The 23,685-nt window shown below is 69.6% G+C and carries 18 protein-coding genes; 14 read left to right on the forward strand and 4 right to left on the reverse strand.

Annotated elements, in window-relative coordinates; genetic code table 11:
- Positions 1-14 precede the first annotated feature (14 nt).
- Positions 15-1,565 (forward strand): TadE/TadG family type IV pilus assembly protein, encoded by a 1,551-nt coding sequence (locus tag AC2YG9_RS03610; protein ID WP_487296550.1) that lies wholly within the window; start codon positions 15-17, stop codon positions 1,563-1,565.
- 197 nt (positions 1,566-1,762) lie between these two features.
- On the opposite strand, the gene AC2YG9_RS03615 is transcribed toward AC2YG9_RS03610, so the two are convergent.
- Positions 1,763-4,171, reverse strand: a complete 2,409-nt coding sequence (locus tag AC2YG9_RS03615) for an ATP-binding protein (protein WP_487296551.1) — start codon at positions 4,169-4,171, stop codon at positions 1,763-1,765.
- A gap of 81 nt (positions 4,172-4,252) precedes the next feature.
- The gene (locus AC2YG9_RS03620) at positions 4,253-5,209 is read right to left on the reverse strand and encodes an isopenicillin N synthase family dioxygenase (RefSeq protein WP_487296552.1); all 957 of its coding nucleotides are present in this window, start codon (positions 5,207-5,209) and stop codon (positions 4,253-4,255) included.
- A 404-nt stretch (positions 5,210-5,613) separates the two neighbouring features.
- Between AC2YG9_RS03620 and AC2YG9_RS03625 the strand changes: the two genes are divergently transcribed.
- The 5 genes from AC2YG9_RS03625 (at position 5,614) to AC2YG9_RS03645 (ending at position 11,087) form a co-directional block, all read left to right on the forward strand.
- A complete protein-coding gene (locus tag AC2YG9_RS03625; protein WP_487296553.1) occupies positions 5,614-6,168 on the forward strand; it encodes a DUF1003 domain-containing protein in 555 nt (184 codons plus the stop codon).
- 57 nt (positions 6,169-6,225) lie between these two features.
- Positions 6,226-7,317, forward strand: a complete 1,092-nt coding sequence (locus AC2YG9_RS03630) for an NADH:flavin oxidoreductase (protein ID WP_487296554.1) — start codon at positions 6,226-6,228, stop codon at positions 7,315-7,317.
- A gap of 48 nt (positions 7,318-7,365) precedes the next feature.
- The gene (locus tag AC2YG9_RS03635) at positions 7,366-8,181 is read left to right on the forward strand and encodes a thioesterase family protein (protein ID WP_487296555.1); all 816 of its coding nucleotides are present in this window, start codon (positions 7,366-7,368) and stop codon (positions 8,179-8,181) included.
- Between the two features lie 150 nt (positions 8,182-8,331).
- Positions 8,332-8,907, forward strand: a complete 576-nt coding sequence (locus tag AC2YG9_RS03640; protein ID WP_487296556.1) for a biliverdin-producing heme oxygenase — start codon at positions 8,332-8,334, stop codon at positions 8,905-8,907.
- Positions 8,904-11,087 carry a histidine kinase dimerization/phosphoacceptor domain -containing protein gene (locus AC2YG9_RS03645; RefSeq protein ID WP_487296557.1) on the forward strand — a complete coding sequence of 728 codons (2,184 nt, stop codon included), beginning with the start codon at positions 8,904-8,906 and terminating at the stop codon, positions 11,085-11,087. Before AC2YG9_RS03640 ends, AC2YG9_RS03645 begins: the two co-directional genes overlap by 4 nt.
- Here the strand turns inward: AC2YG9_RS03645 and AC2YG9_RS03650 are convergent.
- On the reverse strand, positions 11,084-11,701 hold the full coding sequence (locus tag AC2YG9_RS03650; protein WP_487296558.1) for a DUF2306 domain-containing protein: 618 nt from the start codon (positions 11,699-11,701) through the stop codon (positions 11,084-11,086). The two genes, AC2YG9_RS03645 and AC2YG9_RS03650, sit on opposite strands and share 4 nt — an antisense overlap.
- Positions 11,702-11,808: 107 nt before the next feature.
- Between AC2YG9_RS03650 and AC2YG9_RS03655 the strand changes: the two genes are divergently transcribed.
- Positions 11,809-12,567 (forward strand): LytTR family DNA-binding domain-containing protein, encoded by a 759-nt coding sequence (locus AC2YG9_RS03655; RefSeq protein WP_487296559.1) that lies wholly within the window; start codon positions 11,809-11,811, stop codon positions 12,565-12,567.
- Here AC2YG9_RS03655 and AC2YG9_RS03660 read toward each other — a convergent pair.
- Complete coding sequence (locus AC2YG9_RS03660; RefSeq protein WP_487296560.1) at positions 12,564-13,661, reverse strand: helix-turn-helix transcriptional regulator; 1,098 nt, start codon at positions 13,659-13,661, stop codon at positions 12,564-12,566. The genes AC2YG9_RS03655 and AC2YG9_RS03660 overlap by 4 nt on opposite strands.
- A 131-nt stretch (positions 13,662-13,792) precedes the next feature.
- Between AC2YG9_RS03660 and AC2YG9_RS03665 the strand changes: the two genes are divergently transcribed.
- From AC2YG9_RS03665 to AC2YG9_RS03695, 7 genes are all read left to right on the forward strand, one after another.
- On the forward strand, positions 13,793-15,637 hold the full coding sequence (locus AC2YG9_RS03665; RefSeq protein WP_487296561.1) for a hypothetical protein: 1,845 nt from the start codon (positions 13,793-13,795) through the stop codon (positions 15,635-15,637).
- A gap of 187 nt (positions 15,638-15,824) precedes the next feature.
- Positions 15,825-15,911: a K(+)-transporting ATPase subunit F gene (gene kdpF / locus AC2YG9_RS03670; RefSeq protein WP_487296916.1), complete on the forward strand. Its 87-nt coding sequence runs from the start codon at positions 15,825-15,827 to the stop codon at positions 15,909-15,911.
- 14 nt (positions 15,912-15,925) lie between these two features.
- Positions 15,926-17,632 (forward strand): potassium-transporting ATPase subunit KdpA, encoded by a 1,707-nt coding sequence (gene kdpA / locus AC2YG9_RS03675; RefSeq protein ID WP_487296562.1) that lies wholly within the window; start codon positions 15,926-15,928, stop codon positions 17,630-17,632.
- Positions 17,633-17,654: 22 nt separating this feature from the next.
- Positions 17,655-19,709, forward strand: coding sequence for a potassium-transporting ATPase subunit KdpB (gene kdpB, locus AC2YG9_RS03680; RefSeq protein WP_487296563.1), 2,055 nt, complete (start codon positions 17,655-17,657; stop codon positions 19,707-19,709).
- Positions 19,710-19,730: 21 nt separating this feature from the next.
- Entirely contained in the window at positions 19,731-20,315 is a 585-nt protein-coding gene (gene kdpC / locus AC2YG9_RS03685; RefSeq protein ID WP_487296564.1) for a potassium-transporting ATPase subunit KdpC, read from the forward strand.
- Positions 20,312-22,993: a DUF4118 domain-containing protein gene (locus AC2YG9_RS03690; protein WP_487296565.1), complete on the forward strand. Its 2,682-nt coding sequence runs from the start codon at positions 20,312-20,314 to the stop codon at positions 22,991-22,993. The genes kdpC and AC2YG9_RS03690 overlap by 4 nt, the downstream gene beginning before the upstream one ends.
- Complete coding sequence (locus tag AC2YG9_RS03695) at positions 22,990-23,685, forward strand: response regulator (RefSeq protein WP_487296566.1); 696 nt, start codon at positions 22,990-22,992, stop codon at positions 23,683-23,685. Before AC2YG9_RS03690 ends, AC2YG9_RS03695 begins: the two co-directional genes overlap by 4 nt.

Here is a 23,685-nt window from a genome sequence, read left to right on the forward strand (position 1 = left end):
CATCGGGGTAGGCCATGAAACGGTTCTGGACAAAGGCGCGAAACAGGCTGGCGGGTTTCCGCCGGGCCGATGGCGGCAACGTCGCCATCATCGCGGCCATCGCCGTTCCCGTACTGGCGCTGATCAGCTTCGCCCTGCTCGACATCAACCGGGCCAGCACCCAGAAACGTGAGCTGCAGGACGCCCTCGACGCCGCCGCCCTGATCGCCGCCCGCTCGACCGCCGTCACCGACGCCGACCTGCAGAAGGTCGGCGAAAAGGCCCTGGTGGCCCAGCTGGGCGCGCTGGTCGACGCCAAGCTGGTCAGTTCCAGCTTCAAGCTGGCCAAGAACGGCGCGGTCGCCGCCACCGCCCAGGCCAGCGTCAAGCCGTTCGTCTCGAACCTCTGGCTGCAGCGCGACATGCTGGTCGGGGCCAACTCCGAGGTCCTGCGCTCGATGAGCCGCATCGAGCTGGCCCTGGTGCTGGACAACACCGGCTCGATGGCCGGCTCCAAGCTGACCAACCTCAAGATCGCCGCCAAGAACCTGATCGACACCCTGGCCGCCAGCGCCGCGCGCAGCAGCGAGCCCAACCCGGTGAAGATCGGCATCGTCCCCTTCAGCCAGACGGTGAAGGTCGGGGCGACCTACAAGACCCAGACCTGGATCGACCAGACGGGCGCCGCGCCGATCAACCGCGAGATCTTCTACGACAAGGCGACCGCGACCACGGTCAACGCCAACCGCTTCACCCTGCTCAGCAACATGGGCCAGACCTGGGGCGGCTGCGTCGAGACCCGGGCCCAGCCCTACGACGTGCAGGACACCGCCCCGGCGGTCGGCACGCCCGCCACGCTGTACACCCCCTACTTCGCGCCGGACGAACCGGACGACGAGGACGATTCCGACAACGGCGACTTCGGCAACTTCAGCAACAACTACCTGCCCGACGAGGTCTACAGCGGCTCCAACTGGAAGATCCCGCAGGGCTATGTCGGCAAGTACGACCAGTCGCCCAGCGGCGGCGGCGGACCCAATCGCGGCTGCGACCTGCAGCCGATCATGCGGCTGACCACCAACTGGTCGGGCCTCAAGAGCCTGGTCGACGGCATGGTCGCCACCGGCAACACCAACATCCCGATCGGGACGGCCTGGGGCTGGAACCTGCTATCGCCAACCGGTCCGTTCGCCGACGGCTCGGCCTACGGCACGGCCAAGCTCAGCAAGATCGCCATCATCATGACCGACGGCGACAACGTCATGAGCAACGCCTGGAACGACAACCAGAGCAACTACAACGCCCTCGGCTACCTCTGGCAGAACCGACTGGGCATCAACGGCGGCGGCGAGGGCGCCCGCACGGCGGCCATGGACAAGCGCCTGGCCCTGCTGTGCGAGAACATGAAAGCCAAGGGCATCGTGGTCTACACGGTGCGCGTCGAGGTCAGGTCGGGCGCCAGCGCTCTGCTCAAGAAGTGCGCCACCAGCGCCGACCGCTACTACGACGTCCAGGACGCCGACGACCTCAACAACGTCTTCCAGCGCATCGCCGGCGAAATCTCCAGCCTGCGGATTTCCAAATAAGAATCCTTCTCCCGCTTGCCGGGAGAAGGTGGCCCCCGAAGGGGGTCGGATGAGGGCAGCACCGGCTCGGGCCAGGGCTCCTCAACCGCTGTAGAAACGACCGCGCCAGAACCCGCTCAATCCGGATGGGCTGGCGCTGCCCTCATCCGTCGGCCTGCGGCCGCCACCTTCTCCCGGCAAGCGGGAGAAGGACGCCTTCACGCCGCCGCCGCGTCCTCGGCCGCCCCGCAGGCCGCCATCAGCACCTCGAACAGCGCCTCGGCGCTGACCGGCTTGGTCAGATGCCCATCCGCCCCGGCGTCGATCGAGGCCCGCACATGTTCGGGCAGGGCGTTGGCCGACAGGGCCCAGATGGCGTTGCGATGAGTCTCGCCCTTGCGGATCTCGCGGATGGCGGTCAGCCCGTCCATCACCGGCATCTGCATGTCCATCAGGATCAGGTCAAAGCTCTGGGCCAGGGCCGCCTCGACCGCCTCGGCGCCGTTCTCGACACAGGTCAGTTCGACGCCGGCCGGCTCCATCAACAGCTGGATCACCCGGCGATTGACCGGATGGTCCTCGGCCAGCAGCACCCGGGGCGCCCGGGCCTCGTCGTCCACGGTCGGAGCGGCGGCGGTTACCGCGTCAGGCGCGGCCACCGGCGGCATCGGCAAGGTCAGGATGAAGGTCGCGCCCTCGCCGGGCTGGGACTCGGCGGTCAGATCGCCGCCCATGATGCCGGCCAGCTGGCTGGAGATGGCCAGGCCCAGGCCCGTGCCGCCGAACCGGCGGGTGATCGAGCCGTCGGCCTGTTCGAAGCGCTCGAACATCCGCGCCTTGAACTCGGCGTCAAAGCCGATGCCGGTGTCGCGCACCGCCAGGGCCAGCACCCCGTCGTCGACAAAGGCCCGCAGCGAGACCGACCCCCGCGTCGTGAACTTGATGGCGTTGGACAGCAGGTTGCCCATGATCTGGCGCAGCCGCACGGGGTCGCCCTCGAACCAGCCCTCGGCCGACCGGTCGATGTCGATGTCGAAGGCCAGGCCCTTCTCGGCCGCCAGCGGCCGGAACAGATCGCCCATCGCCCGCAGCGACGTGTTGAGCGAAAAGGCCTCGGCCTTGAGGTCCAGCTTGCCGCTTTCGATCCGGGCCAGATCCAGCAGGTCGGACAGGATGGCTTCCAGCGTCTGGCCCGAGCTGCGGATCAGTCCGACCATCTCTTCCTGGTCAGCGCTCAGCGCCGTGCGCGACAGGGCCGCGGCCACCCCCATCACCCCGTTCAGCGGGGTGCGGATCTCGTGGCTCATATTGGCGAGGAATTCGCTCTTGGCCCGGCTGGCCGCCTCGGCGACGTCGCGGGCCCGGGCCAGCTGGTCCTCCGACCGCTTGCGGTCGGTGATGTTCTTCAGAACGCCCAGCAGCCGCTTGGGCAGGCCGTTCTTGCCATACGACATCTCCGCCCCGGAGAAGGCCCAGGCCTCCCGCCCGGCCGGACCGAGCATGCGGTACTCGGTGCGGAAGGGCGTGCCCTCGGCGACGCTGCGGTCCCAGGCGGCGACGGCGGCGTCGCGGTCCTCGGGATGCACCAGCACCCAGGGGTCACCCGCGACCATCTCGTAGGTGATCGGGGCCTCGTTGCCGAAGGTCTCGACGGCGCCGTCGATCTTCAGCGCCTGCTTGTCGTAGTCGAGCTCGTAGACCAGCACGTCGGCGATCTCGAGCGCCAGTTTCAGCCGTTGTTCGGAGCGCTCGGCCCGGTCCAGCGAGCTGATGACATCGGTGATGTCGTGGCTCATGGCGATCAGGCCGGCGACCTCGCCGTCACCGTCGCGCCAAGGACCGACTTCGGCGCGCAGCCAGCGGTCGGGGCCGCGCGGATTGGGAATCTTCACCCGGTCCGACCAGGCGACCGCCCCGGTCAGGCAGCGCTCGTAGGTCTCTTTCAGCTCGGCGAAGGATTCCGGAAACAGCTCGCCGACATGGGCCCCGATGGCCCTGTCGCGCCTGACGCCGGTGTCCTTGCACCAGCGGGCGTTGACATAGACGTAGCGCATGTCGCGGTCGACCATGGCCAGGGCCACGGGCGCCGAGCGCATGACCGCGTCCTTCAGCGCGATGGCGGCCCGGGTCTCGCGGGCGGCCTCCGCGCTGGCCCGTTCGGCGCGCAAGCGCTCGACCGCCTCGGACAGCAGGGCCGCACAATCGGCCAGACGGGCCTCGACGACAGCATCGTAGGCCTTGGGTTCGGATGACAGCACGCAAAGGGCGCCGATGCGCAGACCGCTGCTCAGGCGAAGCGGCGTCGCGCAATAGAAGCGCGCATGAGGCGCCCCGGCGGTCCAGGGATGGTTGGGATTGGCGGCCAGGGCGTCCTCGACCCAGATGCCATTCTCGTTCTGCACGCTCGTCGAGTTGGTCGCATCGACGAGGCTTTCTTCGAAATCGGCGAAGGCTGAATGCCAGATTCGGCCGTCCTCGTTGAGCACCACATAGGCGAACGCGGCGCCGCTGAGGGCGACAGCCATATTGGAGACCCGCTCGATGGTCGGGCGCAGGGCGGCGAGGTCGAGAGATCGGACCTCGCGCAGGCCTTCGGCGTCGATCGGCTCGGGCGCCTTTTGCGCCATGAACATTCCCCCCTCGCAAGTTGAGGGACTGTCGCAGTCGCGGGTTAAGATTGAGTGGGTTCGACAACCCGCCTTACGGAATCAGCCCAGCTTGATCTCGGCCAGGCGCTGCTTGAGGAAGTCGTCGGCGGTGATCGGGGTCGGGTACTTGTTCGGCGTCGCCGCGTCGGCCCGGCCCGGCAGCGTCTCGATCAGGTGATCGGGCGCGTAATGCAGGAAGAAGGGCGTCGAGTACCTCGGAACATTGCGCCGCTCCGGCGGCGGGTTGACCACCCGGTGGGTCGTCGAGGGCAGGTAGTCGTTGGTCGCCCGGGACAGCATGTCGCCGATATTGACCACCAGCGAACCGGCGGGTGGGTTGATCGGCAGCCAGCGGCCGTCGCGGTCGAGCACCTCCAGCCCGCCCTCTTCCGCGCCCAGCAGCAGGGTGATGGCGTTGATGTCCTCATGCGCCCCGGCCCGTTCGTTCGGCCCGTCGAAACCGGCCGGCGGATAGTGCAGCAGGCGCAGGATGGAGTTGCCGTCCTTGACCTGGGTGTCAAAGGTGTGGCGCTCGAGGCCAAGGTAGGTGGCGATGGCCTGCAGCACCTTGCCGCCCATGGTGTCGAGGGCGTTGAACAGCCAGGTCAGCTCTTCCTTGAAGCCCTTGACCTCATCGACCCACAGGTTGTCGGGCATCGAGGCGGCGTACTTGTGGCCGGCCGGCAGGTCGCGGCCGACGTGCCAGAATTCCTTCAGGTCGAAATGCTGGGCGCCCTTGGCGGTCTCGACGCCGAACGGGGTGTAGCCGCGCTGGCCCTTGCCGCCCTCGACGAAGAACCTCTTCTTGGTCTCCTCGGGCAGGGCGAAGAATTCCTTGGCCCGCTCGATGGCGCTGTCGATTTTCTCCTGACCCATGCCGTGGTCGCTGATCACCGCGAAGCCGTAGCGCCGGAAGCTGTCACCCAGCGCCTTGGCGAAACCGGCGAAGTCGCTCTCGTACTGCCTGAACGAAACGGGGGCGATGGCGGAGGGGGCGAGGTGGGCGGTATCGGTCATGGTAGCGCTCTGCTGTTGGGACAGAGCTTCTACACCAAGGCGGCCGGGATGAAAAACCACTGCGCCGGGCCCTTGCGCAATATGTCTAGACATATTCATCCGCCGTATGGACGCGGAAAGCTCGATGACCGGTCCCTCGGGGGCGCTGACCCGGAGTCCGATGCGTTTCAGGGTGGTCTCCGGCCGTGCCTGGGGTGGTCCGTCACGGGTCGAAACGACCCTGGAGGCGGGCCTGAGAGCGGTCACTGATGGGCTCCTTTGTCACTGAATTCTTTGATCTTTTCCTCGCCCCGGGCGCCCCGTCCGTCCCACAAATGCTATAATGGCGCCGCTTCGATAGCCTGACCGCCGCTGTCCACCCGGCCGATGACGGTGATAGCCTTGGCCCGCCCTGGAGACCGCCCGTGAAGCCCATCCCCCTGACCTGTGACGAAGCGTCGAAGAAGCTGCTTGGCCGCCCGGCCGACGAGCTGTCGGCGCTGGAGCGGGCGGTCATCGAGCGGATCATCGCGCGCGGGGCCATCTCGCGCGACCTGTCGGCCGACAGCGACGACATGACCTTCGGCCAGTGGCTCGCCGACCGGGTGGCGGCGGTGGGCGGCAGCTGGGGCTTCATCATCGCCTTCGGGGTGATCCTGGTCGGCTGGATCGCGCTGAACGTCTGGGCCCTGGCCATGGCGGGCCTGAAGCCCTTCGATCCCTACCCCTTCATCTTCCTCAACCTGATGCTGTCGATGCTGGCCGCCCTGCAGGCCCCGGTCATCATGATGAGTCAGAACCGCCAGGCCATCAAAGACCGCGAGGCCGCCCGCCACGACTACGAGGTCAACCTCAAGGCCGAGCTGGAGATCATGGCCCTGCACGAGAAGCTCGACGCCATGCGCGACCACGACCTGGCCGAACTGCTCAAACAGCAGATCGAGCTGCTGCAGCGGATCAGCCCCAGGCCGTCAGAATAACTGGGTTCCATTCCCCCGCGTCCGGCCGCTATCAGACCCCGACCTTCGGAGCCTTCCATGACCGACCTTGCCGCCCTGTTCGCCCCGCTGACCTTCGCCCATGGCCCGGCCATGAAGAACCGTCTGATGCTGGCGCCCCTGACCAACACCCAGAGCCATGCCGACGGCGTGCTGTCGGACGAGGAGTTTCACTGGCTGGTCAAGCGGGCCGAGGGCGGCTTTGGCCTGACCATGACCTGCGCCGCGCACGTCCAGCGCATCGGCCAGGGCTTTCCCGGCCAGCTGGGCATCTGGTCGGACGACCACCTGCCGGGCCTGACCCGGCTGGCCGCCGCCATCAAGGCCAACGACAGCGTCGCCGTGGTCCAGCTGCACCACGCCGGCATGCGCAGCCCGGCCGATCTGATCGGCGAGGCGCCGGTCTGCCCGTCGGACAACGAGGAGTTCAAGGCCCGCGCCCTGACCGGCGACGAGGTGCTGCAGCTCAAGGCCGACTTCGTGGCCGCCGCCGTGCGCGCCGAGAAGGCCGGCTTCGACGGCGTCGAGTTCCACGGCGCCCACGGCTACATCCTCTGTCAGTTCCTGTCGGCCGAGATCAACACCCGCGACGATGAGTGGGGCGGATCGCTCGACAACCGCGTGCGCCTGATCCACGAGATCCTCGTCGAGGCCCGGGCCGCCTGCCGCCCCGACTTCCAGATCGGCCTGCGCCTGTCGCCCGAGCGCTTCGGGCTGAAGATGGCCGAGATCCGCCGGGTGGCCGGCATGCTGATGACCAGCGGCCTGATCGACTACCTCGACATGAGCCTGTGGGATGTCGGCAAGCTGCCAATCGAGGAAGAGTTCGCCGACAAGAGCCTGATCGACTGGTTCGCCGAGCTGCCGCGCGGCGACTGCCGCCTGGGCGTCGCCGGCAAGATCATGGAGCCGGCCTATGCCGCCTCCCTGCTGGACAAGGTCGACTTCGTCCTGCTCGGCCGCGCCGCCATCCTGCACCATGACTGGCCGCTGCGGGCCGCCCGTGAAGACGGCTTCAAGCCGGTCAGCCTGCCGGTCACCCGCGCCTATCTGGCGAATGAGGGGCTCAGCCCGGCCTTCCAGGACTATATGGCCGCCTGGAAGGGCTTCGTCGCCGAGGAAGCCGCCTGACCTTCCGTCACGCTTGCCCCGTCCATTTCTTTTGACTACGCACGGCTCATGACCACGCCCTTCACGACCCTCATGGCCCAGCTGGCCGACCAGCCCGACGGCTCTTCCCTGACCGTCACCCCCGACTGGGGCCAGGGCCGCACCCTGTTCGGCGGCATTTCGGCCGCCCTTTGCGTGGCCTCGGCCGAGCGGGTTATCGGCGAGGACGCCCCGCCCCTGCGGTCCGGCCAGTTCGCCTTCATCGGCCCGGCGTCCGGCCCTCTGCGGCTGTCGACGGAAATCCTGCGGCGCGGCAAGTCGACCATCTTCGTCCAGGCCGACCTGCACGGCGAGGCGGGCCTGGCCACCCGCGCCATCCTGACCTTCGGGGCCGGCCGCGCCAGCGCCATCGACGACGAGGACCTCAAGGCCCCCGAGGGCGTGCTCGATCCGGAGACCTGCCCGCCGCTGCATCCCGAGGGCAAGGGCCCCGGCTTCGTGGCCAACTTCCAGATCCGCCCGGCCAACGGCAAGACCATCTTCAGCGCCGAAGCGCGGACGACGAAGAATCGGCCCGATCTTCTGCTGTGGTGCCGTCACCGCGACGAGAAGGCCGGCATGGGCGCCGCCGCCCTGATCGCGCTCGCCGACACCCCGCCGCCGGCCGCCGTGCGGCTGATGCCGGTCTCGGCTCCGATCAGCACCATGACCTGGATGGTCGACATCCTGTCGCCGCCGCCGCTGGAGAACGACCGCGGCTGGCGCCTGCTCAAGAGCACCGCCGAAGTCACCCGCAACGGCTACTCCAGCCAGTCGATGGCCCTGTGGGACGAGGCCGGCCGTCCCCTGGTCATCGGCCGGCAGAACATCGCCGTCTTCGCCTGATTGAACTTTTCGAACGCGAAGTCCGTTTTCCAGTCCGCGTTTGTCGAATAGCCGACAACGCAGGCGTCAAGCGACCCATATTGTGGATACCGGGACGCTTGAGACGATGGCCAGGGCAGAGCGCGCTGGCCACGGGAGAACGACGACGGAATGCCTACGGACGTTCTCGCTCGACTGAGAGCTGAAACCCGCACCGCCCACGAGGCCCTCGAGGCCGACCTCGACATCTTCCATCATCTTGCCAGCGACGCCGGCCGGCGTCGTCTGACCCGCCGGTTCCACGGTCTCCATGCGGGGGCCGAGACCGTGCTGACTCCCTGGCTGGCGACCGTCCCCGGGCTCGACTATGAGGCGCGCCGTCGTCGCCCCGTGCTGGACCGCGACCTCGCCCACTTCGGCGAGGCCGCGCCCCCGCCCTGCCCCCTCACCCGGCCGGACAGCCGGGCCGAGGCGCTTGGGCTGTTCTATGTCCTCGAAGGCTCGACCCTCGGCGGCCAGGTGATCCGCAAGCGGCTGCTGGCCGGGGGCCAGACCCTGGACGGCGTCTCCTTCCTCGACCCCTACGGGACCGACACCGGTCCCCGCTGGAAGAGCTTCCTCGCCGTCCTCGACCGTGAATGTCCGGCCGATCGTCCCGAAGCGGGCAAGGCGGCGGCGCGCGGCGGGATCGCCGGCTTTACCGCCGCCCGCGACTGGCTCTGCGCCGGTCAGGACGCCTTCGCATGAAGCCCCTCGACGAAACCACCCACCTGCCCTTCGACCACAGCGCGCCCGACCTCACCGCCTGCGACCGCGAGCCGATCCACCTTCCCGGTTCCATCCAGCCGCACGGCCTGCTGCTGGTCGTCGAACGCAACAGCCTCAGCCTGGCCTATGTCGCCGGGTCGGCCGAAACGATCCTGGGACGCGACGACTGGCGGGGCGCCAGCCTCGGCGCGGTGCTGGACGACAACCTGGCCGGCCGCATCGCCCGCCTGGCCGACTCGACGGCGGTCGGCGCCTACATCGGCCCCTGGACCGGCCCCGACGGCCGCTGCTGGGACGTCGCCGCCCACCCGGTCGCCGACGACCTGCTGGTCGAGCTGGAACCCTGCGCCGCCGAGGCCCCGCCGGCCGCCGTCGTGCTCAGCTCGCTGGAGGCCGCCGGCCGCGCTTTCGAACGGGCCAGCACCCTGCGCGGCCTCTGCGAGCGGGCGGCCGAGGAGTTCGCCCGCATCACCGGCTACGACCGGGTGATGATCTACCGCTTCCTCGACGATGACGCCGGGGTGGTGGTGGCCGAGCATGTGACAGAGGGCATGGACGCCTTCCTGCACCACCATTTCCCCAGCAGCGACATCCCGAAACAGGCCCGCGCCCTCTATGTCCGCAACCTGGTGCGGGTCATCCCTGACGTGGCCTACGCCCCCGCGCCCCTGCGCCCCGACTGGGCCGAGGCCGATCCCCTCGACATGAGCGACTGCGCCCTGCGCAGCGTCTCGCCGGTGCATATGCAGTACCTGCGCAACATGGGCGTCGGGGCCAGCGCCTCGATCTCGATCGTCAAGGACGGGCTGCTGTGGGGCCTGGTCGCCTGCCACCATTCGGGGCCGCGCCAGCTGGGCTACGACGTGCGGTCCGCCTGCCGGGCCCTGGCCGGGGGCCTGGCCCGCCAGATCAAGGCCAAGGAGGAGGCCGAGGCCTACCGCGAGCGCATCCGCCTGCGAGGCTTCGAGGACGAGATCCTGCGCGGCCTGTCGCCCGACGCCTCCCTGGAAGAGACCCTGGCCGAGGCCGCCCCCCGATTGCGCCGGATGATGGACGCCGACGGCGCCGCCATCTTCCGCGGCGGCCGCCTGATCCTCGATGGCGAATGCCCCGCCGAAAGCGCGGTGCGGGAGATGGTCGGCTGGCTGGTCGACCAGGCCGTGGTCGAACCCTTCCACAGCGACCGCTGGGGCGAGGTCGATCCCCGCGCCCTCCCCTATCAAAGCCTGGCCAGCGGCGTGATGGCCCTGACCCTGTCGGCGGACGAACCCTTCGTGCTCATCTGGTTCCGGGCCGAGTTTCTTCAGGTGGTGAGATGGGCCGGCAATCCGCACAAACAGGCGGCCGGCGAAGCCGGTATCCTGACCCCTCGGGCCAGCTTCGACGCCTGGGCCGAAACTGTCATCGGTCGGGCCCGGTCCTGGACGGCGGCGGAGATCGAGACCGCCGGACGGCTGCGTGTCAGCCTGCAGGAGATCCGCCACAACCGTCGCCTGCGCGACCTCAACGGCCGCCTCAGCGAGACCCTGGCCGACCGCGAGGGCCTGCTGGCGCAGAAGGATTTCCTGATCCGCGAGGTCAACCACCGCATCCAGAACAGCCTGCAGCTGGTCTCCAGCTTCCTTGGCCTGCAGGGCCGCGCCAGCCAGAGCGACGAGGTCAAGGCCAGCCTGGAGGAGGCCCAGCGCCGCCTGCAGGCCGTCGCCCTGGTCCACCGCCGCCTCTACCGCGCCGACCAGGTCGAGACCATCGATCTGGCCCGCTACCTGGAAGAGCTGATCGCCGACATGTCCTCCAGCATGGGCGCCGAATGGGCCGCCGAGATCACCACCAGCCTCAGCCCCATCACCGTCGCCACCGACCGGGCGGTGACCATCGGCCTGGTGCTGACCGAGTTGGTCATCAACGCCAACAAGTACGCCTATGACGGCCGGCCGGGGCCGATCGAGATTGCCCTCGAACAGCATCGCGGCAGCTTCCGCCTGGTCGTCGCCGACCGGGGCAAGGGCAAGAAGACCGGCAAGGGGCACGACACCGGCGGCTTCGGCAGCCGCATGATGGGCGCCATGGTCAGCCAGCTTCAGGGCCAGATCGACCACAGCGACAACCTGCCGGGCCTGCGCAGCATCCTGACCGCGCCGCTTGCCCCGGTGGTCTAGGCGCGCCGCAGGTAAAGCTCGGCGATCAGCAGGTTCGGGACCCAGCACAGCCAGGCGATGACCGCATAGGCCTGGACCGGGTCGGCCGGAACGAGCGGGATGGCGACCATGTAGAGGCGCAGGGTGACCGCCGCGAGGGTCAGGGCCCAGGAGCGGATCATCCAGCGGCGGTGGGCAATGAAGTCGCGCGCCATCGCCCTGCGCCAGCCCAGGGTGGTGGTCATCAGCCACAGGACCGCCAGCAGCGCGAAGCCGCTGGCCGCCACCGGCCCCGCCGTCGAGCCCAGGGCCAGCATGAAGCCGCCGGCTCCGCCGGCCAGGCAGGCGACCGCATAGAGCCGCCCGGTCCAGCGATGGACGAAGGGCAGGCGCCGGCGCAGCGGCCCGACAAACTGCACCGAACCGATCAGCAGCGCCGTCGCCGCGCCCGCCACATGCACCAGCAGCCACGGGTTGGAGAAAGGATTGGCCATGACGTTGGGCGCCAGCATCCCGCCCCCCACCACATAGCGGTAGGAGAAGGCCGCCACCGCCAGGCTGAGCAGTCCCGTCAGTCCCCACCACAGCCGTCCGGGCCAGCGCACCGGGGCGGGCTTCGCCGCAACCATCGTCATCGCATCCTCCATCGTTCGTGCGTCGCCCTCCTCCTTGCGGGCTCGCGGGACGCCCGCTACGCCTGACTTCGCGAATGGCGCCGCATCTGCGTGAAGGGGGACACTGCTTGGATCTGCCGCGCGCCCTGGCCGACTGGAGCCGCCGCTTCGGCCCCGAGGCCGTGCTGCTGATCGCCGCCGGACTGACCGCCGGCGTGGTCGGTCCGTTCGGCGCGGACGCGATGCCCGCGCCCGTTCGCTATCCCTACTGGCTGGCGGTGATCATCGGCGGCGGCCTGATCGGGATCGCCATCGACGAGGTCCTGGCCCGCCGCCTGAGGCCGGTTCCCAGGGTGCTGGCCGCCACGGTGCTGATGACGCCGCCGGTCACCCTGCTGGTCGTCATCGTCGCCTTCCTGATGCTGGGCCAGGTGACCCATCCCTCCTTCCTGCTGCACCTCACCTGGCAGGTGTTCGCCATCTCCCTGCCGATCATGGCCGTCCGCGCCCTGCTCCGCCGTCCGGTCAGGATCGAGACCCGCAGGGTCATCGAGCCCCCGCTCCCGGATGCCGAGGCCGCCTTCCGCCGCCGCCTCTCGGCCAGGCGGCGCACCGCCCGACTGATCGCCGTCGAAGCCCATGACCACTATCTGCGGGTCCATACCGACGCCGGCGCCGAACTCGTCACCCTGCGCTTCGCCGACGCCATGACCGAGCTCGACAGGGCCCACGGCTATCGCGTCCATCGCTCCTGGTGGGTGGCCGCCGACGCGATCCAAGCGGTGCGCTGGCGGCGCGGCGCGGGCGAGGCGACCCTGGCGGGGAACCTGACGGTCCCGGTCAGCCGGTCGATGGCCGGGACCCTGCGCGAGGCGGGCTGGCGCTAGACGCCGTTGAGACGGCCGATCAACTCGGGCAGGCGATGGGCCCCGACCTTTTCCTTGAGGCGCGCCAGGTGGGTGTAGACGGTGTTGACGCTGACCCCGCCCGCCCGCGCGAACTCGACCGGCGAGACCCCGGCCATCAGGGCCTGGGCCAGCCGCGTCTCGGCCGCCGTCAGATCGAAGCGGTCCTGCACCGCCCGCGCTTGCCGTCCCGCGTCGGCGACCGGGTCGCGGACCAGCAGGATCGCCGCCGCCTCACCGCCGGCCTGTTCCAGATCCTGCGCCGAAAGGGGCTTGAGGGTCAGGCGCAGGGCCGGGGCGCCGGACGGCCGGGCCGCCTCAAAGGCCCGTGGCGCGGCCAGTCGCCGCCTGCCTTTGAGCTCGCCCAGCCCCGCCAACGCCAGATCCAGGCGCCGCCGTCCGTCGGCTGACGCCAGCCTCACCCCGCCCGCACCGATGTCGAGACCGTCGCCGGTCCGGGCCAGGGCCTGCAAGGCGCCGTTGACGTGCAGCACCCGTCCATCGGCGGCCAGCACCGCCGCGCCGGCGTCGACCAGCTCCAGACTCTCGAGCAAGCCCTCGACCAGTCGCCGGGCCCGGGCCAGCCGCTCACCAACCGCCAACGACAGTTTCAGGTGCCCGCTGAGGGCCTCGACCGCCCGCAGGTATTCGCCGCTGACCTGGTCGTCACCGGCCCGAAGGGTGAAAACCGTCTCCAGCCGATCACCCGGCGAGGACAGCATGGCGGCGGCGAAGGGGCGCATGTCGGCGCCGTTGAGATAGTGATTGTAGAAGGGCTCGCGGGCCTGGCCCGAACGGTCCAGCACCTGGCCAGGCGGGAACTTGCGGGGCCGCTTGCCCGCCCCGACCAGCTGGCCCGAGAACAGGGTCAGATATTCGGCCTGCAGCAGCGGATCGACCCCCACGCCCTGCCAGAAGCGGTGACGGCAGTCCCGCAGGTCATAGGTTTCCAGGGTGGCGGCGGCCGAGCCCGTCGCGGTCGTCACGGCGCCGAGCGCCTGGGTCCAGCGGGCCGGTTCCAGCCCCGCCGAATGGATGGCCTCGATGGCCGTGAACAGCGCCTCGCCCCGGCCCAAGCGTCATGCCTCCGGAACCCGAACCAAACCCATTATGATGATACCAGCGTTCGGTCAGGCCGTCACCAGAACCGATGACGCGGACCCCACGCCACAGGCCCAGTGTCTTCCCGAACAGTCTGGAGGATGGAATGGGACCGCTCCGCAATCGCCCCCTGCTCGTTTCGGCCCTGAAGGCCGCCCTGTTGTTCGGCGCCGTCGCCTCGCCCTGGATCGCCGCCCCGGCCCTGGCCGAGGACCCTGTCACCCAGACGCCCGCCCAGAGGCTGGCGGGGATGGAGGCGGAGTATGACGCGGTGATGCAGGAAGCGGCCCAGCTGGGCACGGGCCGGACCATCGACGAGAGCATCCGCTTCTCGACAAACCGCCAGGGCCAGACGCGGGTCGACATGGAGCGGCTGGAGGAGGCGATCAAGCGCCAGGGCGGCACAGTGCAGGACCTGACCGCCGCCCGCGACCGCTTCAAGAACGAGACGGTGCTCGGGCCAAAAGAGGTCGGCGAGGAAATCGTCGAGGAGGGGGTGGAGAGCCTGGCCACCCGGGGCCTCTCGGTCATCGCCCAGCGCGCCATCGGCGTGGCCATGCTGATCGGCGACGTCGTCGAGTACGGCGGCAAGAAGTACATCAAGAGCCTGAACGTCAGCGACATGAACGCCCTGATCGCCCAGGGCCGGCTGCAGCAGAGCCAGCTGCTGGACATGTACGGCTACCTCACCAAACAGCTGAACGACGAGATCCGCGCCCAGGCCCGGCTGCGGCAACTGGCCGAGCGACGCCGCCAGCTTTACGAGAAGATCGCCCGCGAGCGCCAGCGCCAGAACCTCGGCCCCGGCAAGCAGAGCGCCGTCTTCACCCGCGACACCGACGCCGCCGGCGACCGCGCCCTGGCGGAGGAGGAGGCCCGCGAGCGGCTGAACAACTCGGTCCGTCTGTCCGATCCGGCCGAGGCCGCCAGACGCAAGGCGGAACTCGACCGCGGCGGCCGCGGCGTGGGTCCCGGAACCCCGCTGTCCTACCACGTGCCCGGCTTTGGGGTGCAGGGGCTGAACATCACCGGCGCCCTGACCATCGGCTACAATTACAGCGATCTGCCGACCTCCGCCGGCGTCGGCTTCAAGCGGCCCTCGGGCGGCGACGAAACCTTTGCCAGCCGCAAGCCCGACGACCTGGAGCTCATGGCCTTCGCCCTGATCTTCTTCGGCGACATCGGCGAGGACTGGGTGCTGACCACGGCCATGCAGTACGCCTGGGGCGACGAGGAGGACGAGGGCTTCGAGGACGAGCCGGGCCTGACCACCGGCTTCGTCTACGGCGACTTCTCGCCGGGCGGATCGACGGGGCTCAACATCGGCAACCGCCGCCTCGACTGGCGAACCGGCGTCGATGTCTCATCGGTCAACGTCGAGGCCAAGCTGACCCGGCGCTCGGACGGTCCGGCCACCTGGTTCCTCTATGCCGACGCCCTGCACATCAACCGCGACTACGACGGCTGGGCACGGGGGCAGGTGGTCTTCCCCGGCATGACCTTCGACCTCACCCAGAGCCGCAGCCAGGAGGTCACCGACACCCTGATCGGCGTCGGCAGCGGGGTGCAGTTCGGGGCTCCGGTCACGCCCTGGCTCAACATCGGCGGCTGGGCCTCGGCCGGCGGCTTCTGGCGCAGGAGCGAGCTCGACAGCCGGGAGCGGAACGTCTGCGGCCTGTGCAGCGGAGCGGACGCCGACTTCACCCTGGATATCGATGATGATGACGACGGCCTGACCTGGGCCGTGGCGATGGGCCTGTTCGGCGAAATCCCGCTGGGCGAGAAGGTCTCCATCGGCGTCGGCGTCGACGCCAGCTACATCGACGAGGTCGGGGCAGTGTACAATCCCAGCAGCGGCGACGACCTGTTCCTCGACGGCAAGCACACGGCCCTGACCAGCGACAGCCTGTTGACCTGGGGCGTGCGGGCCGGGATCAAGTTCCGGTTCTAGGCCCGGTCTTTATGCGATCCTTATCTGCGGGCGCGTCCTTCCGGCTCGAACCCTGACGCGCCCTGGCGGCATCTTCCGGCTCCCAATCAGGAGAGCCGCCTTGGCCGATATCCTCTTCCTCGCCCTGGGGCTGGGAGCGTTCGCGCTCTTCGGCCTCTACGCCGCGTTGCTGCGCAAGGTCTGAGCCATGCTCGTGACCCTTCTCTATGGCGCCGCCGCCGTCGGCCTCGCGATCTACATGGTCGCGGCCCTCATCCGACCCGACAAATTCTAGGAAGGAGACCTCGCATGGACTGGCGGGGCTGGGCCGAGATCGTCTTCACGATCGGCCTCACACTGGCGCTGAGCTGGCCGCTCGGCGCATACCTCAAACGCGTCTGGACCGGCGAGAGCACCTGGCTCGATCCGGTCCTCAAACCCGTTCAGAACGGGACCCTGGCCCTGCTCGGCGTCAAGCGTGACAGCCAGCAGACCTGGCTGACCTACGCCGCCTCCGTGCTGGCCTTCAGCGCCGCCGGCTTCCTGTTCCTCTACGCCATCCTGCGCCTGCAGGGCCTGCTGCCGTTCAACCCTCAAGGGTTTGACGGCATGTCGTCGCACCTGGCCTTCAACACTGCGGTCAGCTTCGTCACCAACACCAACTGGCAGTCCTACTCGCCGGAACAGACGCTCTCGACCTTCAGCCAGATGGCCGGCCTGACGGTGCAGAACTTCGTCAGCGCCGCCGCCGGTCTGGCCATCGCCGCCGCTGTCGCCCGCGCCTTCGCCGCCGACCGGGCCGAGGGTCTCGGGAACTTCTGGACCGACCTGGTTCGGATCGTCCTCTATGTCCTGCTGCCGGTCAGCCTCGTCGGCGCCCTTGTGCTGGTGGCGCTGGGCGTCCCGCAATCGCTGGCGGCTTCCACGACAGCGACCACCCTCGAGGGCGGCCAGCAAACCCTGGCCCTGTTCCCGGTCGCCAGCCAGGAAATCATCAAGCAGTTCGGCACCAACGGCGGCGGCGTCTTCAACGCCAACTCGGCCCATCCGTTCGAGAACCCGAACGCCTGGACCAACCTGATCGAGATCGTTGCCATGAACGTGCTCAGCCTGGCGGCGGTGTTCGCCTTCGGCCGCATGGTCGTCGCGACGAAGGAAGCTCGCGCCCTGGCAGCCGTCATGGTCATCCTGGTCGGCGCCGCCGCCGGCGGCATCTACGCCAGCGAGACCCTGACGCCCCAACCGGCTCTGCAGGCCGCGTCGGTTCCCCACGGCCCCTCGATGGAGGGCAAGGAAGTCCGCTTCGGCGCCGCCTCGACCGCCATCTTCTCGGCCTACACCACCGGCGCCAGCGACGGCGCAGTCAACGGCATGCACGGCAGCTTCACCCCCCTGGGCGGCGGCATCGCCATGTTCATGATCCAGCTGGGCGAGATCCTGCCCGGCGGCGTGGGCTCAGGCCTGTACGGCATGGTGGTCATGGCCCTGCTGGCCGTGTTCGTCGCCGGACTGATGGTCGGCCGCACGCCGGAGTATCTCGGCAAAAAGGTCGATGCCCGCGAGATCAAGTTCGCCATGCTGGCGGTGTTGATCCTGCCCATCACCATCCTCGGCTTCACGGCCGTGGCGGCGGTGCTGCCGGAGGCTCTCAAGGGCCTGCTCAACAGCGGTCCTCACGGCCTGTCGGAGATGCTCTACGCCTACACCTCGGCGGCGGGGAACAACGGCTCGGCCTTTGCCGGCCTGACCGCCAACGCCCCCTGGTGGAACACCACCCTGGGCATCGCCATGCTGCTGGGCCGCTTCGCCTACATCGTGCCGGTGTTGGCCATCGCCGGCTCCATCGCCGCCAAGCCCAAGCTGGCTCCCACCGCCGGCACCCTGTCCTCCTCGGGGCCGCTGTTCGTCGGGCTGCTGATCGGGATCATCCTGATCCTCGGCGGCCTGCAGTTCTTCCCGGCCCTCGCCCTTGGCCCGATCGTCGAGCACTTCCAGGTGCTGGCGGCGGCCCGCTGATCCCCTTCAAGGACGCATTCCAATGTCCGATATCGCCACCGGCGCCAAACGCTCCATCGGCTCCGCCACCCTCTCCCGCGCCGTCGTCCTCGACGCGCTGAAGTCGGCCTTCCTCAAGCTCGACCCGCGCAAGCTGACCGGCAACCCTGTCATCCTCGCCACCGAAGTCGTGGCCGCCCTGGCCACCGTCTCGGCCGTGGTCGCCATCGCCTCCGGCCAGCCGGCAGGCTTCGAGGTCCAGATCGCGCTCTGGCTCTGGGCCACCGTCCTCTTCGCCAACCTGGCCGAGAGCGTCGCCGAGGGCCGGGGCAAGGCCGCCGCCGACGCCCTGCGCGCCACCCGGGTCACCACCAAGGCCAAGCTGCTGGTCGATCCCAACACCGGAACCTGGATCCCCACCCCGGCCCACAAGCTGGGCGTCGGCGAGGTGGTGCTGGTCGAGGCCGGCGACGTCATCCCTTCCGACGGCGAGATCATCGAGGGGGTCGCCTCCGTCAACGAGGCCGCCATCACCGGCGAAAGCGCCCCGGTCATCCGCGAAAGCGGCGGCGACCGCAGCGCCGTCACCGGCGGCACCACCGTCGTCTCCGACTGGATCAAGGTGCGCATCACCAGCGAGGCGGGCTCGACCTTCCTCGACCGCATGATCGCCATGGTCGAGGGCGCCGACCGCCGCAAGACGCCCAACGAACTGGCCCTGGCCGTGCTGCTGGCCGGCCTGACCCTGGTCTTCCTGGTGGCGGTGGTGACCCTGGTGGGCCTGGGCGCCTACAGCGGGGTCAAGCTCGACCCGATGATCCTCGGCGCCCTGTTCGTAACCCTCATCCCGACGACGATCGGCGGCCTGCTCAGCGCCGTCGGCATCGCCGGCATGGACCGCCTGCTCAAGGTCAACGTCCTGGCCACCAGCGGCCGTGCTGTGGAGGCGGCGGGCGACGTCGATACCCTGCTGCTCGACAAGACCGGCACCATCACCTTCGGCAACCGCTTGGCCACCGAGGTTGTCCCGGCCCCCGGCGTCCGCCCCGAAGCCGCCCTGCGCGCCGCCCTGATGGCGTCTCTGGCCGACGAGACGCCGGAAGGCCGCTCCATCGTCGATCTGGCCCGCGAACAGGGCCTGTCCGCCCAAACCCCGGAGGGCGCGACCTTCATCGCCTTCTCCGCCGTCACCCGCCAGTCGGGCCTCGACGCCGGAAGCCATAGCTGGCGCAAGGGCGCGGTCGATGCCGTCCTGAAGACCATCGGCCTTGGCCCCGAAGACGCCCCGGCCGAATTCCGCCAGGCCGTCGACCGCATCGCCCGCTCGGGCGGCACGCCGCTGGCCTGCAGCGAGAACGGCGCCCTGGTCGGCGTCATCCACCTGAAAGACGTGGTCAAGCCGGGGGTGAAGGAGCGCTTCGCGGATCTCCGCCGCATGGGTGTCCGCACGGTGATGATCACCGGCGACAACCCGGTCACCGCCGCCGCCATCGCCAGCGAGGCCGGGGTCGACGACTTCCTCGCCGAGGCCACCCCGGAGGACAAGCTGCGCATGATCCGTGCCGAACAGGCCAAGGGCCGGCTGGTCGCCATGTGCGGCGACGGGGCCAACGACGCCCCGGCCCTGGCTCAAGCCGATGTCGGGGTGGCCATGCAGACCGGCGCCCAGGCGGCCCGCGAAGCCGGCAACATGGTCGACCTCGACAGCGACCCGACCAAGGTCCTCAACATCGTCGAGGTCGGCAAGCAGCTGCTGATCACCCGCGGCGCCCTGACGACCTTCTCCATCGCCAACGACGTGGCCAAATACTTCGCCATCATCCCGGCCCTGTTCGTGGCCAGCCTGCCGGCCCTCGGCGGGATGAACATCATGGAGCTGCACAGCCCGCAGAGCGCCATCCTGTCGGCGGTGATCTTCAACGCCCTGGTCATCGTCGCCCTGATCCCGCTGGCCCTGCGCGGCGTGAAGTACCGCGCCATCGGAGCCAGCAAACTGCTCAGCCGCAACCTGTCGATCTACGGCCTGGGCGGCCTCGTCGCGCCGTTCATCGGCATCAAGCTGATCGACCTGGTCGTCGCAGGCCTCGGCTGGGCCTGAGCCCCTTCAAGGACAACAGACATGCTTTCCCATCTCCGCCCCGCCCTCGTCTCGATGGTCCTGTTCACCGGCGTGCTGGGCCTGGGCTATCCCCTGGCCATCACCGGCATCGCCCAGGCCGCCTTGCCGGCTCAGGCCGACGGCTCGGTTGTCGTCGACAATGGCAAGGTGGTCGGCTCCTCGCTGATCGCCCAGGCCTTCACCCGGCCGGGGTATCTCCACCCCCGCCCCTCGGCCGCCGGCAAGGGCTATGACGCCGCCGGCTCATCGGGCAGCAACTACGGCCCACTCAACGCCGACTACGCCGCCCGCGTGAAGACGGACGCCGACGCCCTGCGCACTGGCAACACCGCCCCGATCCCGGTCGACGCCGTCACCGCCTCCGGCTCCGGCCTCGACCCCGACGTCTCACCGGCCAATGCCGAGCGCCAGGTGGCGCGTATCGCCGCCGCTCGCGGCATGGCGCCGACCAGGGTGCGGTCGATCATCGCCGCGGCGACCGAGCAGCCGGCCCTCGGCTTCCTGGGCCAGCCGCGCGTCAACGTGCTGAAGGTCAATCTGGCCCTCGACGCCGCGTCGCGAACGGAGCAACGTCCGCCACGATGACGCCAGACGAGCCGCGCCGCCCCGATCCCGACGCCCTGCTGGCGGACGCCAGATCCGCCGGACGGGGACGGCTCAAGGTCTTCCTCGGCATGGCTCCCGGGGTCGGCAAGACGTTCGAAATGCTGAGCGCCGCCGGCCGCCTCAAGGCGTCCGGCGGCGACGTGCTGGTCGGGGTGGTCGAGACCCACGGCCGACGCGAGACCGAGGCCCTGCTTGAGGGCCTCGAAGTCCTGCCACGCAAGCCGATCGAATACCGCGATCGCGCCCTTCTCGAATTCGATCTGGACGCCGCCCTGGCCCGCAAGCCGGGCGTCCTTCTGGTCGACGAATACGCTCACTCCAACGCCCCAGGCTCCCGCCATCCCAAGCGCTGGCAGGACGTCGAGGAACTGCTGGCCGCCGGCATCGACGTCTGGACCACCCTCAACGTCCAGCACCTGGAAAGCCTGGTCGAGGTGGTCTGGAAGATCACCGGCGTGCGCCAGCGCGAGACGGTGCCCGACAGCGCCCTCTCCAGAGCCGACGACATCGAGGTCATCGACATCACCCCGACCGAGCTGCGCGAGCGGATGGCGGCCGGCAAGGTCTATGTCCCGGAGACCGCCCGTCTCGCCGCTGACCGTTTCTTCAAGCCGGAGAATCTCACCGCCCTGCGCGAACTGGCCCTGCGCCGCGCCGCCCAGACGGTCGATGACCAGCTGACCCAGGCCATGAAACGGGCCGGTGTCGAGGGCCCCTGGGCGGCGGGCGAGCGCATCCTCGTCCTGATCGGCCCCGACGGCATGGCCGGGGCCCTGGTCCGGGCCGGCCGGCGCCTCAGCGACATGATGATGGACGCCCCCTGGACGGTGGCCCACATCGAGCGGCCCAACCGCGGGGCCGGCGACCCGGCCGGCGGCGTGCGCCTCAACGAAGCCCTGAAACTGGCCGAACAGCTGGGCGGCTCCACCGTCGTGCTGACCGGCGACGATCTGGTCCAGGCCGTCCTCGACCATGCCCGCCGCAACAACATCACCCAGATCGTCGTCGGCAAGTCGCGCCGCTCGAAATGGAGAGGTCTGTTCGGCCGCTCTCTGGCCCCCGCCCTGCTGGAGGAGGCGGCCGGCGCGGCCCTGCACATCATTACCGACGCCGCCGCCGACGACCGGCCTGTCCCGCCGGCGCGGCCCGTCAGGGGTCGTTTCCAATGGCGTGGCCAGGTCGGCGCCCTCAGCCTGGTCGCCATCGCCGTGGCCATCGCCTGGACGATCGACAGCAAGGTCGAGAACGCCAACCTGGCGATGATCTTCATGCTCAGCGTGCTGGGTTCGGGCCTGGCCTTCGGCCTGTGGCCGGCGGTGACGGCGGCGGCGGTCTCGGCATTGATCTACAATTTCTTCTTCCTCGAACCACGGCTGACCATGCTGATCGGCCATCCGGCCGACGTCCTGACCTTTTTCGTCTTCTTCGCCGCCGCCCTGACGACCGGCTACCTGACCGGCCGGGTCCGCGACCAGGCGAGAGCCACCGCCCGCCGGGCCTCCGCCGTTTCCGCCCTGCTGGCCTCCAGCCGCCGCCTGTCGGGCGCCGCCCGCAAGGAGGACGCCGCCACCGCCCTGGCCGAACAGCTGGCCGCCGCCACCGGCGGCAAGGCCGTCGTCCTTCTGCCCGGCGGTGACGACATCGTCGCCACGGCCGGCGCCCCGGACCTCGAACCCCTTTCGCCCGCCGACCTCGCCGCCGCCCGCTGGACCTGGGAGAAGGGCGAGCCGGCCGGGGCCCGCACCGGCACCCTGCCCAATGTCGCATGGACCTTCCGCCCGCTGCAGGGGGTCAAGGCCCGGGCCGGCGTCGTCGGCCTGGAACCCGAGGCCCTGGCCGCCGAGGAGGACGAACGCTTCGCCCTGGCCCTGCTCGACCAGGGCGCCATCGCCCTGGAGCGCGCCGAATTCGCCGCCGAGGCCGCCGACGCCGACGCCCTGCGCCGGTCCGACAAACTGCGCTCGGCCCTGCTCAACTCGGTCAGCCACGACCTGCGCACGCCGCTGTCGACCGTGCTCGGCGCCGTCACCACCCTCATCGACTTCGGCAAGTCGATGAAGCCCGCCGTCCGCGATGACCTGATGCTGTCGATCCGCGAGGAGGCCGAGCGCCTCAACCGCTATGTCGGCGACCTGCTCGACATGACCCGCATCGAGGGTGGAGCGCTCAAGACCCGCCGCGAATGGACCGACATCCGTGACGTCCTCGGCGCCGCCATCGGCCGGGTCGAACGCCGGCTGGAAGCCCGCACCCTGGAGCGCGATTTCCCGGCCCAGCTCAGCATGGTCAAGATCGACCCCAGCCTGCTGGAACAGGCCCTGGTCAACATCCTCGAGAACGCCATCGCCTACAGCCCCGACGGCTCGACCATCGAGACCGCCGCCTACGAGGATCGCGGCAACGTCGTCATCTCCATCGAGGATGAGGGCCGTGGCATCCCCACCGCCGAGCTCGAGCGGGTGTTTGAGCGCTTTCGCCGCATGGAAGAAGCCTCCGACCGGGGCAAGGGCGCGGGCCTGGGCCTGGCCATCTCCAAGGGTTTCGTCGAGGCCATGGGCGGCCGCATCGCCGCCGCCAGTCCCATCCAGGATGGACGCGGCACCCGCATTCTGATCAGCCTGCGCAAGGAAGTCGTGACCCCGGACCATCTGCTTTGACCGCCTTTCGTCCGCGCATCCTCGTCATCGACGACGAGCCACAGATCCATCGCTTCCTGGGCCCCGCCCTGGAGGCGGCGGGCTACGAGCCGGTGCGCGCCGACGATGCGACCAGCGGCCTGCGCGAGATCGCCCGCAAGGCCCCGGACGCCGTCGTCCTCGACCTCGGCCTGCCCGACATGGACGGAAAGGAGGCCCTGGTGAAGGCGCGGGCCTTCTACGACGGGCCGGTGCTGATCCTGTCGGCCCGCGACCGCGAGACCGAGAAGATCGACGCTCTCGACGCCGGGGCCGACGACTACGTCGAAAAGCCGTTCGGGGTCGGCGAACTGCTGGCCCGTTTGCGGGTGGCCATGCGCCACCGCCTGCGCCGCGAGGGCGCGGAAGAGGTGATGCGCTCCGGCGATGTCGAGATCGACCTGGTCAATCGCAGGGTCAGCCGGGCCGGCGCATCGGTCCGCCTGTCGCCCAAGGAATTCGACCTCCTGGCCAGCCTGGCCGGCGGCGCGGGCCGCGTCCTGACCCACCGCCAGATTCTCACCGCCGTCTGGGGTCCCGCCCACGAGCAGGACATCCAGTACCTGCGCGTCTTCATCGGCCAGCTGCGCCAGAAGCTGGAGGCCAACCCGTCGAACCCCCAGGTCATTCTCACCGAGCCGGGCGTCGGCTACCGTTTCGGCCAGGGAGACTGA

Source organism: Caulobacter sp. SRI_014 (assembly GCF_057586315.1).